This window comes from Caulobacter sp. 602-2 (genome assembly GCF_011043625.1).
Taxonomy (GTDB): domain Bacteria; phylum Pseudomonadota; class Alphaproteobacteria; order Caulobacterales; family Caulobacteraceae; genus Caulobacter.
Genome location: NZ_JAAKGT010000005.1, coordinates 192,046 through 210,743 on the forward strand (window position 1 = coordinate 192,046; position 18,698 = coordinate 210,743).

Annotated in this window: 15 protein-coding genes; 11 read left to right on the forward strand and 4 right to left on the reverse strand. The window is 70.4% G+C overall.

What is annotated here, in order from left to right:
• Positions 1–1,614: an alpha-L-fucosidase gene (locus G5B46_RS13010; RefSeq protein ID WP_165259209.1), complete on the forward strand. Its 1,614-nt coding sequence runs from the start codon at positions 1–3 to the stop codon at positions 1,612–1,614.
• 49 nt (positions 1,615–1,663) lie between these two features.
• Complete coding sequence (locus tag G5B46_RS13015; RefSeq protein WP_165259211.1) at positions 1,664–2,419, forward strand: SDR family oxidoreductase; 756 nt, start codon at positions 1,664–1,666, stop codon at positions 2,417–2,419.
• 185 nt (positions 2,420–2,604) lie between these two features.
• Here the strand turns inward: G5B46_RS13015 and G5B46_RS13020 are convergent, their stop codons facing one another.
• The 4 genes from G5B46_RS13020 to G5B46_RS13035 all read right to left on the reverse strand — a co-directional run bounded on the left by G5B46_RS13020 (position 2,605) and on the right by G5B46_RS13035 (position 8,308).
• Positions 2,605–4,851: a TonB-dependent receptor gene (locus G5B46_RS13020; RefSeq protein WP_205691665.1), complete on the reverse strand. Its 2,247-nt coding sequence runs from the start codon at positions 4,849–4,851 to the stop codon at positions 2,605–2,607.
• A 188-nt stretch (positions 4,852–5,039) separates the two neighbouring features.
• Complete coding sequence (locus G5B46_RS24190) at positions 5,040–6,119, reverse strand: DUF3667 domain-containing protein (RefSeq protein ID WP_346764916.1); 1,080 nt, start codon at positions 6,117–6,119, stop codon at positions 5,040–5,042.
• Between the two features lie 135 nt (positions 6,120–6,254).
• Positions 6,255–6,962, reverse strand: coding sequence for a histidine utilization repressor (hutC, locus tag G5B46_RS13030; protein ID WP_165259214.1), 708 nt, complete (start codon positions 6,960–6,962; stop codon positions 6,255–6,257).
• A complete protein-coding gene (locus tag G5B46_RS13035) occupies positions 6,959–8,308 on the reverse strand; it encodes a formimidoylglutamate deiminase (protein ID WP_346764923.1) in 1,350 nt (449 codons plus the stop codon). Before G5B46_RS13035 ends, hutC begins: the two co-directional genes overlap by 4 nt.
• A 220-nt stretch (positions 8,309–8,528) precedes the next feature.
• On the opposite strand from G5B46_RS13035, the gene hutI reads away from it, so the two are divergent.
• From hutI to G5B46_RS24855, 9 genes are all read left to right on the forward strand, one after another.
• Positions 8,529–9,737, forward strand: a complete 1,209-nt coding sequence (gene hutI, locus G5B46_RS13040) for an imidazolonepropionase (RefSeq protein WP_165259217.1) — start codon at positions 8,529–8,531, stop codon at positions 9,735–9,737.
• Positions 9,734–11,269 carry a histidine ammonia-lyase gene (hutH, locus tag G5B46_RS13045; RefSeq protein ID WP_165259219.1) on the forward strand — a complete coding sequence of 512 codons (1,536 nt, stop codon included), beginning with the start codon at positions 9,734–9,736 and terminating at the stop codon, positions 11,267–11,269. Before hutI ends, hutH begins: the two co-directional genes overlap by 4 nt.
• On the forward strand, positions 11,266–12,096 hold the full coding sequence (gene hutG, locus G5B46_RS13050; RefSeq protein WP_165259220.1) for an N-formylglutamate deformylase: 831 nt from the start codon (positions 11,266–11,268) through the stop codon (positions 12,094–12,096). The genes hutH and hutG overlap by 4 nt, the downstream gene beginning before the upstream one ends.
• Before the next feature lie 159 nt (positions 12,097–12,255).
• On the forward strand, positions 12,256–13,920 hold the full coding sequence (gene hutU / locus G5B46_RS13055; RefSeq protein ID WP_165259221.1) for a urocanate hydratase: 1,665 nt from the start codon (positions 12,256–12,258) through the stop codon (positions 13,918–13,920).
• Positions 13,920–14,462, forward strand: a complete 543-nt coding sequence (locus G5B46_RS13060; protein ID WP_165259222.1) for a HutD family protein — start codon at positions 13,920–13,922, stop codon at positions 14,460–14,462. Before hutU ends, G5B46_RS13060 begins: the two co-directional genes overlap by 1 nt.
• A gap of 40 nt (positions 14,463–14,502) precedes the next feature.
• Entirely contained in the window at positions 14,503–15,003 is a 501-nt protein-coding gene (locus tag G5B46_RS13065; RefSeq protein WP_165259223.1) for a chemotaxis protein CheW, read from the forward strand.
• Positions 15,000–16,442 carry a CheR family methyltransferase gene (locus tag G5B46_RS13070; protein ID WP_346764917.1) on the forward strand — a complete coding sequence of 481 codons (1,443 nt, stop codon included), beginning with the start codon at positions 15,000–15,002 and terminating at the stop codon, positions 16,440–16,442. The genes G5B46_RS13065 and G5B46_RS13070 overlap by 4 nt, the downstream gene beginning before the upstream one ends.
• Positions 16,443–16,494: 52 nt before the next feature.
• Positions 16,495–17,022: a chemotaxis protein CheW gene (locus G5B46_RS13075; RefSeq protein WP_165259224.1), complete on the forward strand. Its 528-nt coding sequence runs from the start codon at positions 16,495–16,497 to the stop codon at positions 17,020–17,022.
• Positions 17,022–18,692, forward strand: coding sequence for a methyl-accepting chemotaxis protein (locus G5B46_RS24855; protein ID WP_165259225.1), 1,671 nt, complete (start codon positions 17,022–17,024; stop codon positions 18,690–18,692). The genes G5B46_RS13075 and G5B46_RS24855 overlap by 1 nt, the downstream gene beginning before the upstream one ends.
• Positions 18,693–18,698: the final 6 nt, after the last annotated feature.

Consider the following 18,698-nt stretch of genomic DNA (forward strand, 5'->3'; position numbering starts at 1 on the left):
ATGCCCTTCACCCGCCGCGCCCTGCTGGGCGCGACCGCCGGCCTCGCCGCCTCGCCCGCCCTCGCCGCGTCACGCGGTCCCTTCAAGGCTTCGTGGGAGTCGCTGGCGGCCGGCTACAAGACGCCGGACTGGTTCCGCGACGCCAAGCTCGGCATCTGGTCGCACTGGGGCCCGCAATGCGTGCCCGAGTTCGGCGACTGGTACGGCCGCCAGATGTACCAGCAGGGCAACCCGTTCTACGAACACCACGTCAAGACCTACGGCCACCCGACGCAGTTCGGCTTCATGGAGTTCATCCCGCGCTGGAAGGCCGACGCCTGGGATCCCGAAGCCCTGATGAAGACCTACGTCGCCGCCGGCGCGAAGTTCTTCATGTCGATGGCCAACCACCACGACAATCTCGACCTGTTCGACAGCCGCCACCACGCCTGGAACTCGACCCGCGTCGGCCCCAAGCGCGACATCGTCGGGACCTGGGAGAAGGTCGCCCGCCGCCACGGCATGAAGTTCGCCGTCTCCAACCACGCCGCCCACGCCTGGCACTGGTGGCAGACCGCCTACGGCTACGACGCCGAGGGCCCGCTGAAGGGCCAGCGGTACGACGCGTTCCGCCTGAAGAAGGCCGACGGCAAGGGCAAGTGGTGGGAGGGCCTGGACCCGCAGGAGCTCTACACCGGCCCCAACATGGTGATCCCCGACGGGATCAATTCCATCGCCGAAGCCAACGCCTGGCACGACAAGCACGACGGCGAGTGGATCGAGACCCCGCCGGCCAACAATCCCGCCTTCGTGCATCAGTGGCTGCTGCGCCAGAACGACCTGGTCGATCGCTACAAGCCCGACATGGTCTATTTCGACAACTACGCCCTGCCCCTGGGCTGGGCCGGGCTGGAGGCGACCGCGCATTTCTACAACCAGGCCGTCCGCCGCACCGGCAGGACCGACGTGGTGGTCACCGGCAAGAAGCTGACCGCCTTCCAGCGCAAGGCCATCGTCGAGGATGTCGAGCGCGGCTTCTCCGACCGGCTGCGCGACGAGCCCTGGCAGACCGACACCTGCATCGGCAACTGGCACTACGACCGCGGGCTCTATGAGCGCGACGGCTACAAGACCGCCAAGGACGTGATCCAGCGCCTGACCGACGTGGTCAGCAAGAACGGCACGCTGATGCTGTCGATCCCCCAGCGCGGCGACGGCTCGATCGACGACAAGGAGGCCAAGGTGTTGGCCGACATGGCCGGCTGGATCGCCGTCAACGGCGAGGCCATCTACTCGACCCGCCCGTGGAAGATCTACGGCGAGGGCCCCACGCGCCTGGTCGAAGGCATGCAGAACGAGGGCGACGCCAAGCCGTTCGAAGCCCGCGACATCCGCTTCACCACCAAGGCCGGCGCCATCTATGCGCTGCCGCTGGTCGAGCCGGGCCGCGAGATGGTCATCGAAAGCCTGGCGACCGGCGCCCCGCATGCCGGCGGCGAGGTGCGCAAGGTCTCGCTGCTGGGCGGCGATCCCCTGCCCTTCACCCGCGACGGCAAGGGCCTGAAGATCGCCCTGCCCGAGCGCCGTCCAAGCTTCGCCTCGGTGGTGAAGATCGAAGGCCCGGGGCTGGCCTAAGCCTTTCAAACGACCGTATGCTCCCTCGAAACCCGAGGGAGCATACGCGATGACCGACCTTTCCGGCCGCACCGTCCTGATCACCGGCGCCTCGTCGGGCATCGGCGCCAACCTGGCCCTGGCCGCCGCCAAGGCCGGCGCGCGGGTGGCGGTGGCGGCGCGGCGGGCCGACCGGCTGGCGGCCCTGGTCGGCGAGATCGAGGCGGCCGGCGGCGCGGCCCTGGCGGTCTCGATGGACGTCGAGGACGAAGCCTCGGTGATCGCCGCCTACGACGCGCTGGAAACCGCCTGGGGCCCGGCCAACTCGGTGATCGCCAACGCCGGGATCAACGTCCGGGCCTCGGCGCTGGATATCGCCATCGAGGACTTCGACAAGATCCTGGGGGTCAACACCCGGGGCGTGTTCCTGACCGCCCGCGAAGGCGCGCGGCGGATGATCAAGGCCGGCGTCGAGGCGCGCGGCCGGGTGGTGCTGGTCGCCTCGATCGGGGCCCACAAGGTGCTGCCGGGCATCACCGCCTACTGCGCGTCCAAGGCCGCCACGGCCCACATGGGCAAGAGCCTGGCCCGCGAGTGGGCCAGCAAGGGCATCAACGTCAACGTGCTGTGCCCCGGCTACATCCGCACCGAGCTCAACGACGCCTGGTTCGACAGCGAAGGCGGGCAGAAGCTCGTCGCCGGCTTCCCGCGCCGGCGACTGATGGACACCGGCGACCTGGAAGCCACCGCGCTGTACCTGGCCTCGGACGCTTCGCGGGCGGTGACGGGGTCGGTGTTCACGGTGGACGACGGGCAGTCGCTGTAGCGCGCCTGCGGCGAGCTCCCCCTCCGGCCCTTCGGCCCACCTCCCCCAGAGGGGGAGGATCTTGGAAGCACAGATGCTCCCCCTCTGGGGGAGCTGTCGCGAAGCGACTGAGGGGGTCTTCTCCCGAACGAAAAACGCCCCCCGAGCCAGGCTCGGAGGGCGCTCTTTCAGGTCAGGCGGTCAGATCAGCGCAGCTTGGCGCTGACCGAGACGCCGACGATGCGGGGCTCGTTGAAGACCGAGGCCATGTAGTTCTCGATCACGCCCTTGAGGTTCTTCTCGTTGGTGATGTTGCGGCCGAACAGGGCCACTTCGTAGGCGCCGCCCGGAGCGGTGTAGCCGAGCTTCAACCCGCCCTCGAAGTTGCCCTCGGAGTAGAACTCGCGGGTCTTGTAGAGGACGTAGTTGGTGTAGCCCTGCACGTTCCAGTCGGTGGCCGCGAACAGCGCGCCGCCGTTGGCCAGCGGGTGCTCGTAGCGGGCGGTGAAGTCGACGTTGTACTCCGGCGCGTTCGGCAGAGGCTGGCCGTCGATCTGGGCGAAGACGTTCGAACCGACCTGGATGGTCGGGTTCTGCACGGTGCAGACCACCACGCCGTTGAGGGCGCAGACCTGGGCGTAGACGCGCTTGTCCTTGATCTCGCTGTGCAGCAGCGAGAGGCCGGCGGTCAGGGTCAGGTTGGCGATCGGGCGCCACTGGGCCTCGGCTTCCATGCCGTAGGCCTCGGCCTTGTCGGCGTTGAACAGGACGCCGTTGCCGTTGCTGTCGTTGCCGTTCAGCTGAATGTCCTCGACCTTGTAGGTGAAGGCCGAAGCGTTCAGGCGCAGGGTGTTGTTCAGCAGCTGGCTCTTGAAGCCGGCTTCCCACGACAGGATCGTCTCGGAGTCCGCGGTGGTGAAGTCGGCGTTGAACACGGCCGAACGGCCCTGGATGGTCGGACCGCGGAAGCCGCGGGCGACGCGGGCGTAGACGCTGACGTCGCCGGTCACCTTGTAGAGCGCCGACAGGTCCCAGCTGGGCTGGCTGTCGGACAGCTTCACGTAGCGGCGGCCGGTATAGGTGACCGCGCCCGTGGCCGTGTCGGCCGACTTCAGCAGGCGGGTCTTCTTGGTGTCGTCGGTCTGGCGGGCGCCGGCCGTGATCGTCAGGTTCGGCGTGACGTCATAGCTGACCTGGCCGAAGACGGCCCACGAGGTGTTGATGTTCTCCAGCGACACCCAGTTGTTGGGGTTGGTGCGGACGAAGAACGCGCGCTGGTAGAAGTTGGTGATGTCGCGGCTGTCGAAATAGAAGCCGCCGACCTGCCACTTCAGCGCGCCGTCGGTGGTGCTGGCCAGGCGGATTTCCTGGCTGATCTGGTCGAGATCCTTCACCGCGCCCTGCGATTGGCCAAAGCCGTTGGGCGCGCCGCCGACCGGGAAGTTGGCGGCCGCGCCGCCGTCGGTGTCGCCGCGGCTGTAGCCGTCGGTGGTCTCATAGGCGCTGATCGAGGTCAGCTTCACGCCGCCCAGGTCGTAGTCGATCTTCAGCGAGGCGCCGGCCGTGTCGTAGGCCTGCGGGTTGTTGGCCGCCTCGTCGTAGGCGACCTGGTCGCGCTCGGCGAAGTCGGTGCTGTTGGAGCCCTTCTTCAGGCCGTTACGGTGGAACAGGGTCGAGGTGCCCTCGTACTGGCGCACGTGGGCCGAGGCCAGGACCGACAGCTCTTCGGTCGGGGTCGCCAGGATCTGCAGGCGCAGGTCGCGCTCGTCGAAGTCGCCCATGGCGTCCTTCTGCGGCGTGACGGTGCCGTCGGCGCTGGTCCCGCGGAAGGTGTTGTCCACCCAGTCGTCGCGGTGCTGGTAGAGGGCCGAGACGCGGAAGGCCAGCTTGTCGGCCACGATCGGCCCGCCGATGCCGCCGTCGAAGGTGGTGGTGTTGTAGCTGCCGTACGAGGCCTGGGCCTGGCCCTGCAGGGTCTGGGTCGGCTTGGCGGTGTCGAACTTGATGATGCCGGCGGTGGTGTTGCGGCCGAACAGCGAGCCCTGCGGGCCGCGCAGCACTTCGACCTGCTGGACGTCGAACACCGGGTTCGACTTCAGCACCACGTGCTCGAGGACGACTTCGTCCTGGATGATCGACACCGGCTGCGAGGCGCCGAGGTAGAAGTCGATGTTGCCAAGACCGCGGATGTAGAAGCGCGGGAAGATCCGGCCCGTGGTGGTTTCGGCGTAGAGGCCGGGCACGCGGCCGGCCAGGGCGAGAATGTCGTCGCCGCCCGCCTGCATGGCCCGCAGCTGGTCGCCGGCGACCACGCCGACCGACACCGGCGTGTCCTGCAGGTTCACCGAGCGGCGCTCGGCGGTGACGATGATCTCTTCGAGGCTGGTGGAGTCGGCCTCTTGGGCGTTGGCGACGGCGGCGCTGGCGAGCGCGCCCAGCGCGCAGGTCAGCATCAACGCCGACCGACCGAAGGTGGTCTTGGACACGAAGTAATCCCCTTTTTACGTATAAGCGGCTGCGGTTGTTGATTATTTCCGCAACACGGCGTTCGGATATCAGGCGCTTGCAAAGCTGTCATGACACCCGTCGCGGACGAACGGGGATAATGTCCGTCCGCGAACAATAAACCGGCAGAACCTCGTTAGATCTGCGACAGACCCAGCCACAGCAGGCCCGCCAGCAGGAACACGAAGGCCAGCTGGGTGGTGAACCAGACGATCGTGGTCTTCAGCAGCGCCCCGAACACGTTGGAGGCGTAGACGCCGCGCAGGGTCATGAACAGGTTCACCGGCGCCCACAGCAGAGCGACCAGGACGCCGGTCTGGCGCACCGGCGCGGGCAGGATCATCACGATCGCCCACAGCAGGAAGATGAACGACAGGTAGTTCATCGACACGATCAGGTGGTCGTACATCATGAACTTGCGGCGATAGACGTAGCAGGCGCCCAGCGACAGGGCGAGGATCGGCAGCAGGAACACCGCCAGACGGTGGCCCCAGCCGAACACCACGGCCACGAAGTAGCCGGGGGTGTCCACGGCCTTATTCAGCTGGGTGTTGAACCACTCCAGCTTGGCCCGCTCGGTCGGCTCGACCTCGCCCACGTCGATGAAGGTGCGCTTGCCGTCGGCCCCGACCCCGTCGGAAAGCAGGCCGCCCTCCTTCATCTGCTGCTGGATGTCGTTGGTGACCTCGCCGGGGATGGCCTTGACGCTGTCGTTGATGCTCGGCGGAGCGGCCTTGCCGTGCTCGCCGCTCTTGGCGGGGCCGTGCGAGGCTGCGGCCGCGTGCTCGCCCCCAGGGCCGGCCTTGTGCTGGGCGTCGTGCATCGCCTTGTGGATCAAGACCTCGGCCGACAGGATGAACAGCAGCAGCGAGACCAGGAACAGGCGGAACGGCGGCACGTGCCGGGCCCGCTTGCCGTCGAGATACTCGCGGCTCAGCGTGCCGGGACGGAAGAACAGCCACGGCAGGGTGCGCCACAGGCGGCCGTCGAAGTGGAACATCCCCTCGATGGCTTCCCAGGTGACATGGAAGATCGACTTGTGATGGTCGGAGGCCTCCTGGCCGCAGGCGTGGCAGAAATGCCCGGCCAGTTCGGTTTCGCAGTTGTCGCACCTGGTTCCAGGCGGCGGCGCGGGATGGGCCGAGCGGCCATCCGACTTGAACCGCGCCAGCCATCCGCCCAGCGCACCGCCGGTGATCGCTTCGACTTCCTTCACGCTACGTCCCCACGCACGCCCCAAGCGCGATTCAGCCCGCGCTCGCGTGGTGATGTACGACAGCTTGGGCGTGCATGCACCTGTCGACTGATCCACCGGCGAGCAAGCCGGCGCGGCGCCTACAAACGCCGCTGCTCAGCGCGCGGGGCCGAACCGGGCGACCAGGTCGTAGGCCTCGCCGGGGAACAGCTGGCGCACGCGCGTGACCGGCTCTCCCGCCCGCCAGGTGCGGCGTTCCACGGCCAGCAGGGCCGCGCCGACGTCCAGGGCCAGCAGTTCGGCGACCGCGGCTTCCGCGCCCACGGCGCTGATGCGGCTTTCCGCTTCTGTCCACGGAACGTGATGCAGCAGCCAGGCGCCCGGCGGCTCGGCGGCGAAGTCGGCGGCGGCGGCCTCGGGCACGGCGGCCAGGCTGATCAGCCGGTCCTCCAGCGCGAAGGGCCGACCGCCGGCCACGTGCAGGCCGCGCAGGACGACCAGGTCGCCCTCGCCCGCCAGGTCGACCTCGTCGCCGTCGTCGGGATCGGCGGGGCGGCGTTCAGCCGCCAGCAGCACGAAGGCGTAGGTTTCGCCCCGGGCGGTGATCTCGGCCTGGATGTCGGGGATGTCGAGGACGGTGGAATGCACCTTGGGCCGGGCCACGAACGAGCCGGCGCGGCGGCGGCGAACGATCAGGCCGGCCTGCGCCAAGGCCGACATCGCCTTGTTCACCGTCATCCGCGAGCAGCCGTACTGGGCCATCAGCTCGCTCTCGGAGGGCGCGCGATGACCCGGCGGCCAGGCGCCCGAGCGGATCAGGCCCTCGATCTCGTCGCGGATGCGCTGGTGCAGCGGAACGGTCACGACAGCAGGCCCCGGAGCACCTGGCGATAGCGCTCGACGATGGCGTCGCGATGCCGGTGGCGGCCGCCGGCGACTACGGGGCGGCCCGCGCGCCAGACGCTGTCGATCGCGCCGTGCCGTCCGGCGAACACCAGGCTGTCGACCAAGGCGTCGCCGCTGCGCCCGACGATGGCCGGGTGCTCGCGATCGAGTGTGACGAAGTCGGCCGGCGCGCCGCGGCGCAGGCCCGGACGGCCCGCGCCCAGGGCCTGGCTCCCGCCCGCCACGGCCGCCCGCCACAGCTCGCCGCCGGTCGAGCGCCTTGGGCCGCCGGCCAGTACGTTGCGAGCGCGCCGGGTCAGGCGCTGGGAGTATTCCAGCACCCGCAGCTCCTCGGCCGCATCGATCAGCACGTTGCTGTCCGAACCGATCCCGAAGGCGCCGCCGGCGGCCTGGTAGTCGTGGGCCGGGAAGACGCCGTCGCCGAGATTGGCCTCGGTGATCGGGCAAAGGCCCGCGACCGCGCCGCTCTTGGCCAGGCGCTCGGTCTCGACCGCGTTCATGTGAGTGGCGTGGACCAGGCACCATTGCTTGCCGACGTCGGCGTGGTTCATCAGCCAGCGCACGGGACGCTGGCCGGTGGCGGCCAGGCAGTCGTCGACTTCCTTGGTCTGCTCGGCGATGTGGATGTGGATCGGCCCGCCGGCGGCCAGAGGCGTGATGGCGGTGAGCTCCTCAGGCGTGACCGCGCGCAGGCTGTGCGGCGCGATGCCGACCACCGCATCTGACAGCCCCGCGACGGCGGCGCGGCTGGCCTCCAGCAGGCGGGCGTATCCGTCGACGTCGGTGACGAAGCGCTTCTGGCCCTCGCCGGGCGCGGCGCCGCCAAAGCCCGAGTGGGCGTAGAACACCGGCAGCAGGGTCAGGCCGATGCCCGTCTCCTGCGCCGCCGCCGCGATCCGCGCGCCCATCTCGGCCGGATCGTCGAAGGCGCCGCCGTCACGGTCGTGGTGCAGGTAGTGGAACTCGCCCACGCGGGTGAAGCCGCTTTCCAGCATCTCGACCTGGCCCATGGCGGCGATGGCCTGCAGGGCGTCGGGATCCAGCCGCTCAACGAAGCGGTACATCAGCTCGCGCCAGGTCCAGAAGCTGTCGCCGCCCTCTCCGCGCATCTCGGTCAGGCCCGCCATGGCCCGCTGGAAGGCGTGGCTGTGCAGGTTGGGCATGCCCGGCAGGGCCGCCCCCAGGCGGGGCTCGTTACCGGCCGCGACGTCGGTGTCGATGCGAGCGATGCGGCCCTCGGAGAGGGTCAGGCGAACGCCTTTCGCCCAACCGTCGGCCAGCAGGGCGCTCTCGCACCAGACCACGACGTCCCTTGGGGTCTCGGGAGCGGGCGCCGGCGCGGGCTCGCCCTGAGCCTCGACCGCAACCTCGTCGGGCAGGTCGGGGGAGACCTCTTCCGGGCCTTCAAGATTCTCGGCGTCGCTCACTGGACAATCCTCGTCGCTCGCGAATATGTCTATACATATTGAACCGCGCCGCAAGGGTCGCGAAGCACGACTCAAGACGTCACGGGAGGCGCTGGCGATGCGGTGCGATCGGGTTTGGATCAAGGCCCGCCTTGCGACCCTCGCCGAAGGCGCGCCCGGACTGGGCGTCGTTGAAGACGGCGTGATCGCCGCCAAGGGCGGCCGGATCCTCTATGCCGGCCCTGCCGCCGAAGCGCCTGCCTTCGAGGCCGCCGAGACGGTCGACTGCGAGGCCCGCTGGATCACGCCCGGCCTGATCGACCCCCACACCCACCTGATCTTCGGCGCCGACCGCGCCCACGAGTTCGAGCTACGGCTGGCCGGCGCCAGCTACGAAGAGATCGCCCGGGCCGGCGGCGGCATCGTCTCGACCATGAAGGCCACCCGAGAGGCGACGGAAGACCAGCTGGTCGCCGCCGCCCTGCCCCGCCTGGACGCCCTGATCGCCGAGGGCCTGACGACCATCGAGGTGAAGTCCGGCTACGGCCTTTCCCTTGAGCATGAACTCAAGAGCCTGCGCGCCGCCCGCGCCCTGGGCCGAGCCCGCCCCGTCTCAGTCAAGACCACCTTCCTCGGCGCCCACGCCTTGCCGCCGGAGTTCAAGGGCGACGCCGACGGCTATATCGACCTGATCTGCCAGCAGATGATCCCCGCCGTGGCGGCGGAAGGCCTGGCCGACGCGGTGGACGGGTTCTGCGAGGGCATCGGCTTTTCGCCCGCCCAGATCCGCCGGGTGTTCGAAACCGCCCGCGCCCATGGCCTGCCGGTGAAGCTGCACGCCGAGCAGTTGTCGAACCTGCATGGCGCGGCCCTGGCCGCCGAGTTCGGGGCGCTGTCGGCCGATCACCTGGAACATCTGGACGAGGCCGGGATCGCCGCCATGGCCGGGGCCGGGACCACGGCCGTGCTGCTGCCCGGCGCCTACTACTTCGTGCGCGAGACCAGGCTGCCGCCGATCGACGCCCTGCGCGCGGCCGGCGTGCCCCTGGCGCTGGCCACAGACTGCAATCCCGGCACCTCGCCTCTGACCAGCCTGCTGCTGACCATGAACATGGCCGCCACCCTGTTTCGCCTGACGGTGGACGAGTGTCTGGCCGGCGTCACGCGCGAAGCCGCCCGGGCCCTCGGACTGCTGGCCGATCGGGGAACCCTGGAGGCCGGCAAGGCCTGCGACCTTTCCATCTGGGACGTCGAGCGTCCCGCCGAACTTGTCTACCGCATGGGCTTCAATCCGCTCCATGCGCGCGTCTGGAGCTCTGTTTCGTGAACACTGAAGTCCTGCACCCCGGCGAGGTCAGCCTCGCCCAGTGGAAGTCGGTCTATCGCGGCGCGGCCGCGCGGCTGGCGGACCATGCCTGGCCGGTGATCGAGGCCAGCGCGGCGGCCGTGACCCGCATCCTGGCCAAGGGCGAGCCGGTCTACGGCATCAATACGGGCTTTGGGAAACTGGCCAGCGTGCGCATCGGCGACGAGGACCTGGCGACCCTGCAACGCAACATCGTGCTGTCGCACGCCGCCGGCACGGGCGAGCCTTCGCCGGTTCCGGTGATCCGCCTGATGATGGCCCTGAAGCTGGCCAGCCTGGCCCAAGGCGCCTCGGGCGTGCGGGTCGAGACCGTCAAGCTGCTGGAGGCAATGCTGACGCTGGGCCTGACGCCGGTGGTGCCGAGCCAGGGCTCGGTCGGCGCCTCGGGCGACCTGGCGCCGCTGTCGCACATGGCCGCGACCATGATCGGCGTCGGCGAGATCGACGTCGGCGGCGTGAGGAAGCCCGCCCTCGAAGCCCTGGCCCGCGCGGGCCTCTCGCCTGTCGAACTGGGCCCCAAGGAGGGCCTGGCCTTGCTGAACGGCACCCAGTTCTCGACCGCCAACGCGCTGGCCGGGCTGTTCGAGGCCGAGGTGCTGTTCCAGTCGGCCCTGGTCACCGGCGCGCTGTCGACCGAGGCTGCCAAGGGCTCGGACACCCCGTTCGATCCGCGCATCCACCAACTGCGCCGCCATGCCGGCCAGATCGAGACCGCCGCGGCCCTGCGCGCCCTGATGGCCTCGTCCGACATCCGCGCCTCGCATCTGAAGGAAGACGAGCGGGTGCAGGACCCCTATTGCCTGCGCTGCCAGCCGCAGGTGATGGGCGCGGCGCTGGACGTGCTTCGCCAGGCCGCCTTCACCCTGGCCACCGAGGCCAACGGCGTCTCCGACAACCCGCTGATCTTCCCGGAAGCGGACGAGGCCCTGTCGGGCGGCAACTTCCACGCCGAGCCGGTGGCCTTCGCCGCCGACATGATCGCCCTGGCCGTCTGCGAGATCGGCTCGATCGCCGAGCGCCGCATCGCCATGCTGGTGGATCCCGCGCTGTCGGGCCTGCCGGCCTTCCTGACGCCCAAGCCGGGCCTCAACTCCGGCTTCATGATCCCGCAGGTCACGGCCGCGGCCCTGGTCTCGGAGAACAAGCAGAAGGCCTATCCGGCCAGCGTCGACTCCATCCCCACCTCGGCCAACCAGGAAGACCACGTGTCGATGGCCGCCCATGGCGCGCGCCGCCTGCTGTCGATGGTCGAGAACGCGACGGCGGTGATCGGCATTGAACTTCTGGCCGCCGCGCAGGGCTGCGACTTCCACGCGCCGCTGACCTCCAGCGCCGCCCTCGAGGCGGTGCGGGGGGCGGTGCGGAGCAAGGTCGCGCATCTGTCGGACGACCGTCACTTCCATCCCGACATGGAAGCGGCCAACATTCTGGTGCGGACCGGCGCGATCATCGACGCGGCGGCCGGCGTTCCCTTGCCCGGAGCGACCACATGAGCAGCGACTGGCTAGAAGTCTGGCGGGGCGACGCGCCGCTGATCGTCAGCATCCCCCACTCGGGATCGTTCATTCCCGAGGACATCGAAAAGCGCCTCGTCTCGCCCTGGCTGGCCCGCAAGGACGCCGACTGGTGGATCGAGCGACTCTACAACTTCGCCGACGACCTGGGGGCCACGACCGTGCGGACGGCCGTGTCGCGCACCGTCATCGACGTCAATCGCGATCCGTCGGGAGCCTCGCTCTATCCGGGGATGGCGACCACCGCCCTGTGCCCCACCGACACCTTCGACGGCGAGCGGCTCTATGCCGAGGGCCAGGAGCCGGACGAGGCCGAGATCGCCGCCCGCCGCGCACGCTGGTTCATCCCCTACCACGAGGCCCTGCGGGCCGAGATCGACCGGCTGCTGGCGATCCACGGCAAGGTGGTGCTGTACGACGCCCACTCGATCCGCTCGCGGGCGCCGCGGCTGTTTCCGGGCGAACTGCCGGTGTTCAACATCGGCACCAACGGCGGGGCAAGCTGCGACCAGGCCCTGACCGCCGCCGTCGAGACCGCCTGCGAAAGCTCGGGCCTGCCGATGGTGACCAACGGCCGCTTCAAGGGCGGCTGGATCACCCGCCACTACGGAAAGCCCGAACGCGGCATCCACGCCGTGCAGATGGAGCTGGCCTGCCGCGGCTATATCGACGACCCCTCGCCCCGCATCACCCCGCAGTCCTGGCCCTCGCCCTACCGCCCGCAGAAGGCCGCGCCGATGCGCAGCGTGCTGGGCGACGTGCTGAAGGCCTGCTTGGACTTTGCTTCGACAGCTCCTCCCCCGTGAAACGGGGGAGGTGGCGCGCTGCGGATACGCAGCGCGACGGAGGGGGCGAGTGACGAAGCTCGGCGCCCCGTCTCGCCCCCTCCACCGCTTCGCGGTCCCCCTCCCCCGCGTCGCGGGGGAGGAGTTCGTTCCCCATTCCCCGCCAGAGACCCGTCATCCATGACCCGCCTCGACAACACCCGCGTCATCCGCCCCGCCACCGGACCTGCGCTCAGCGCCAAGAGCTGGCTCACCGAAGCCCCGCTCAGGATGCTGATGAACAACCTGCATCCCGACGTCGCCGAGCGGCCCGAGGAGCTGGTGGTCTATGGCGGCATCGGCCGCGCGGCCCGCGACTGGGAGAGCTACGACAAGATCGTCGAGACCCTGCGCCGGCTGGAGGACGACCAGACGCTGCTGGTGCAGTCGGGCAAGCCGGTCGGCGTGTTCCGCACCCATGCCGACGCGCCCCGCGTGCTGATCGCCAACTCCAACCTGGTGCCGCGCTGGGCCAACTGGGAGCACTTCAACGAGCTCGATAAGAAGGGCCTGGCCATGTACGGCCAGATGACCGCCGGCTCGTGGATCTATATCGGCGCCCAGGGCATCGTGCAGGGCACCTACGAGACCTTCGTCGAGATGGGCCGCCAGCACTATGCCGGTGATCTCTCTGGAAAGTGGCTGCTGACGGCGGGCCTGGGCGGCATGGGCGGCGCCCAGCCGCTGGCCTCGGTGTTCGCCGGCGCCTCGTGCCTGGCCATCGAGTGCCAGCCCTCGCGCATCGAGATGCGCCTGCGCACCGGCTATCTCGACAAGTCGACTGACAGCCTGGACGAGGCCCTGGCCTGGATCGCGGAGTCGTGCGCCGCCAAGACCCCGATCTCGGTCGGCCTGTTGGGCAACGCCGCCGAACTGCTGCCGGAGATGTTCAAGCGCGGCATTCGTCCCGACCTGCTGACCGACCAGACCAGCGCCCACGATCCGATCAACGGCTACCTGCCCGCCGGCTGGACCCTGGAGCAGTGGATGGACGCCCGCGAGCGCGATCCGGCGTCGGTGAACAAGGCCGCCCGCGCCTCGATGGCGGTGCACGTGCAGGCCATGCTCGACTTCCAGGCCGCCGGCGTGCCCACCGTCGACTACGGCAACAACATCCGCCAGATGGCGCTGGAGGAAGGCGTTGCGAACGCCTTCGACTTCCCCGGTTTCGTGCCGGCCTATATCCGCCCGCTGTTCTGCCGCGGGATCGGACCGTTCCGCTGGGCCGCGCTGTCGGGCGATCCGGAAGACATCGCCAGGACCGACGCCAAGGTCAAGGAGCTGATCCCCGACAACCCCCACCTGCACAACTGGCTCGACATGGCCGGGCAGCGGATCAAGTTCCAGGGCCTGCCGGCGCGTATCTGCTGGGTCGGCCTGGGCGATCGCCACCGCCTGGGGCTGGCCTTCAACGAGATGGTCGCCAAGGGCGAGCTGAAGGCTCCCGTCGTCATCGGTCGCGATCACCTCGACAGCGGCTCGGTCGCCTCGCCCAACCGCGAGACCGAAGCGATGATGGACGGCTCGGACGCCGTGTCGGACTGGCCGCTGCTCAATGCGCTGCTCAACACCGCCTCGGGCGCCACCTGGGTGTCGCTGCACCACGGCGGCGGCGTGGGCATGGGCTTCTCGCAGCACTCGGGCATGGTCATCGTCTGCGACGGCACCGACGCCGCGGCCAAGCGCATCGAGCGGGTGCTGTGGAACGACCCGGCCACCGGCGTCATGCGCCACGCCGACGCCGGCTACGACATCGCCAAGGACTGCGCGCGCGAGCACGGTCTGGACCTGCCGGGCATTCTCTAGTGCGCCTCCTCCCCGCCGCCGAACGCGCTCCTGCCCCGTGGAAGAACGGCGGCGGGACGACCTGGGAGATCGCCGCCCAGCCGCCGGGCGTGGGGCTCGACACCTTCGACTGGCGGCTGAGCATCGCGCAGGTGGCCGCGCCGGGACCGTTCTCGGTGTTTCCCGGCGTCGACCGGGTGCTGACGGTGATCGCCGGCGCGGGCCTGCGGCTGACCATCGAAGGGCTGGGCGAGATCGTGCTCGACGACGCCTCGCCCCCGCTGCCCTTTCCCGGCGACGCGACCGCCGCCGCGACGCTGGACGGTGGTCCGATCCGTGACCTCAACCTGATGGTCCGGCGGGGCGCCTGGCGCGGCTCGGTGCGGCGGATCGACGGCGCGGAGACGATCACCGCCACGGCGCGGGTGAACCTGCTGGTCGCGCTAGCCCCGGCCCGCGCGGGCGACCAGGCGCTCGGCGCCGAGGACGCGCTAATCGTCGATCATGATGCAACCTTGACCGTAGAGGGGCGTTTGCTGCTGATCGGCATCGATCCGGCCTGACCTAGACGTCGGCGGCGTCGGTCCGATTGCGGAGCCCGGAATGACAAGCAGCCTCTATGTGACCTTCCGCGCGGGCGCGCTGGAAGCGGCCCTGCCGCAGGCGGCGGTGGCCGAGATCCTGCCGCTGCCGGAACTGGTCGCCGCCCCGGGCGCGCCGCGCGTGCTGGCCGGCTTCGTCAATCTGGGCGGCGAGGCGATCGCGGCCCTGGCGCTGGACCGCCTGCTGGACGCCGAGGGCGGCGAGCCCGCCCCCGCCCTCTATCGCCACCTGATCCGCCTGCGCCCGCTGGCCGGCGCGCCGGCCGTGACCTTGATGGTCGACCGCGTCGCCGACGCCGCCGCCCACGCGCCCGACACCCAAGCCGTCGAGGAAGCCGACAGCCTGGGCGGCTGCATCGCTGAAACCGCCCTGATCGACGGCCGGCTGGTCCCGGTGCTGTCGCCCGAGCACCTGCTTCTGGCGGAGGAAAAGGCGCGGCTGGACGAGTTCGCCCGCCGGGCCCAGGAGCGCCTGGCCGCCTGGGAAAGCGAGCCGGCGTGAAACCGCCGCGGGCGGCCCCGCGCCCCCAGGTCCCGCGCCTGGCCCTGGCCGCCGACGAACCGTTCCAGCGCCTCAAGCGCGCAGTGATCGCCCGCACCGGCCACCACTACTACGCCGACAAGGACGACGTGCTGTGGGACCGCGTGCAGCGGCGCCTGCTGGCGACCCGTGACCGCGACGTCACCGCCTATCTCAAGCGCCTGGCCAGCGAGCTCGAGGGTGAGGCCGAATGGGCCGCGCTCGAGACCGAGATCACGATCGGCGAGACCTTCTTCTTCCGCTACGCCGAGCAGTTCACGGCCCTGCGCGAGACGATCCTGCCCGACGTCCTGCAGCGCAAGGCGCAGGACAAGCGCATCCGCATCTGGAGCGCGGGCTGCGCCACCGGCGCCGAACCCTATTCGATCGCCATCCTGCTGTCGCAGATGCTGGGCGAGGCGATCGGCGACTGGCGGATCTCGATCCTCGGCGGCGACATCAACGCCGCCTTCCTGGAGACGGCGCGCAAGGGCCAGTTCGGCCGCTGGGCGCTGCGGGCGGTCAGCGACGCCGACCGCGCCCAGTGGTTCACCGAGACGGCCCGCAACACGTGGACCCTGAAGAACCCCTATCGCGGCCTCGTGCGGTTCGAGCGCCAGAACCTGCTCGACCTGCTAGGCCCCGCGCCGCCGCTGGAACTGACCGAATTCGACCTGATCCTGTGCCGCAACGTGCTGATCTACTTCCATCACGAGGTGGTCGAGCAGCTCGTGGGCGCGCTGGGAAGCCGGCTGGCGGCCGACGGCTGGCTGCTGCTGGGCCATGCCGAGCCGAACCCGGCCTTCGGCAAGATCCTGGACGTGGCCCAGCTGCCGGGCACGGTGGCCTACCGCCCAGCCGATCCCGAGCGTGCGGCCGCACCCGGTCCCAGCTTCGAGGCCTTCGCCGCCCCCGAACCGGAGCCTGCCTCCGGCCCGGCCGAAGCGCCCCCGCCGCGCTGGCGGCCGACGCCGATCCCGACGCCCGTCCCCACGGCCGCTCCACCGGAGGCCGCGCCGATCGCCGAACTGGTGGAGGCCGTGCGCCGCCTGGCCGACGCCGGCGACTACCTGGCCGCGGAGGCCGCATGCCGCCAGGCGTTGGCCCTCGCGCCGGAAGACCCCGCCCTGCACCTGCACGACGGCCTGGTGCTGCGGGCCCTTGGCCGCCCGGGGCCGGCCGAGGCGGCTTTCAAGCGCGCGCTGTATCTCGATCGCGGCTTTGCGCTGGCGCACTACCACCTGGGCCTGCTGCTGCTCGACCGTGGACGGGGCAAGGCCGCCGCGCGGTCGCTGAAGACCGCCGCCCAGATCGCGGGAACCGTTCCGGCGGACACGCGTTTGGCCCACGGCGCAGGTCTGGACGCCGGCCAGTTGCGCAAGAGCGTCCGTCTGCTGCTGCAGTCGCTCGTGGGGGTTTAGTAACGACATGACTAGGGCCGACGCCTCAGGCGGCGACGGGTTGGGGGGACTTTTGGACGATGCGCGCGCCCGGGCGATCCTGGCGGCGCGCACCCGTCGGCTGGCCGAGCGCCGGACCGCGCCCGAACCCGAGACCCCGCTGGAAGACGTGCTGCTGTGCCAGGCCGGCGCGGGCCTGCACGCCCTGCCGCTGGCCGCCGTCGAGCGGGTGACCCCGTTCGAGCCCCGCCGCCTGACGCCCGCCGCCGGCCGTCCCGCCCTCCTGGGCCTGGCCAGCGTCGAAGGCCGCCTGCGCCGCGTGCTCGACCTTTCCCGCCTGACCGGCGCCGCGCCGGCCGCGCCCGACGCGCCCGGCTTCCTCGTGGCCCTGCGCGGCGCGGGCAACCTTGCCCTGCGCGTGGACGCCGCGCCCGGCGCCGCCCGGGTCGCCCGCGAGCTCGCCGGCGACGCCTTCGAGGGCGGCGTCCGCGGCCTGGTGGCCGAGGGTCCCGGCGACCTGGCCGGCCGCACCGTCACCCTTCTTCATCTCGACGACCTCGTCGCCGACCACCTTTCCGCCGCCTTGGGGGCAAGAGCCTAGTGACCATCGCCAACCGCATCATCCTCGGCTTCGCGGCCGTCACCGTCCTGCTGCTGGGCGTTGGCCTGTTCGGCCTGTTCCAGATCGGCGTGGTCAAGGACACCACCGAGACCATCGTCACCCGCGACATGGCCGTGGTCCGCCAGGTCGCCCAGATCCGCACCACCGCCAACGAGATGCGCGCGGCCAGCGACGCGGTGATCACCAGCTACCTGTCGCGTTCGGCCGGCGGCGCGGGCGGCAACGAGGAAGACCCCGTCACCCGCTGGCGCCAGCGCGGCGCCGACATGGACACCGCCCTGGAGAAGGCCGCCGCGGCCGCCCGCGACTATCGCCAGAGCGCCCTCTCGGCCGAACGCGCCGACGCCTGGCGCCGCATCGAGGACTACCTGAACCAGACCGCCGCCTCCTCGCGCCAGGGCCGGACCGACACGGAGAACCTGTTCAGCGCCATCCGCCGCAACGACAGCGCCGGCGTGGCCGCGGCCCAGACCGCCCTCGTGCAGCGTCGCGGCGAGTTCGGCCGCGGCATCCAGGGCGCCGAGGACGTGCTGGACGACGCCATCCTGTCGGGCCAACGCCGCATCAACGACGTCTACAAGGTCAGCCAGGTGTCGATCATCATGGCCCTGATCGTCGCCGCCGTGATCTCGGGCGCGATCACCTGGGCCATCCGGGGCTCGATCGTCGGCCCGCTGGGCGCGTTCATGGGCTTCGTCGGCAAGGTGGGCGAAGGCGACCTGACCGGCCGCGCGGCCGCCGCCACCAACGACGAGATCGGCCAGCTGGGCGGCACACTCAACACCATGGTCGACGGCCTGGTCGTGCTGGCCCGCCAGAGCCGCGAGGCCACCGAGAACCTCAACGCCGCCACCGCCGAGATCCGCGCCTCGACCCAGGAACAGGCCGCCAGCGTCGAGGAGCAGCTGGCCGCCGTGCAGGAGACCGCCGCCACGGTCGACGAGATCACCCACTCCGGCGCCCAGATCGGCAAGCGCGCCCAGGAAGTGATCGCTTCGGCCCAGGCGACCGCCCACACCAGCAACGAGGGCCTGCGCGCCGTCGACGAAACCGCCAAGGCCATGGACGCCATCCGCGAGCAGGCCGAGGCCGTGGCCGAGAACATCGTCGCCCTGTCGGAGAAGACCCAGGCGATCGGCGACATCATCGCCACCGTCAACGACATCTCCGAGCGCTCGCATCTGCTGGCCCTGAACGCCGCCATCGAGGCCGCCTCGGCCGGCGAGAACGGCCGCAGCTTCGCGGTCGTGGCCTCGGAGATGAAGATGCTGGCCGACCAGGCCAAGGAAGCCACCACCCAGGTACGCTCGATCCTCGGCGACATCCAGCGCGGCATCAACGCCTCGGTCATGCTGACCGAGGAGGCCGTCAAGCGCGTGGCCGCCGGCAAGGAGCGCACCGACACCACCCAGCGCACGATCACCGAGATCACCGGCCGAGTGCAGGAAAGCGTCCAGACCTTCCAGCAGATCGTCGCCTCGACCAACCAGCAGCAGCTGGGCATCGAGCAGGTGATGGGCGCGCTGCAGAACATCCGCCAGGCCAGCCAGCAGACCGCCGCCGGCACCCGCCAGCTGGACGAGGCCGCCGCCAACCTGTCGGACCTGTCGCGCCAGCTGCTGGCCCTGTCCGAGCGCTATCGGACCTGATCGCGA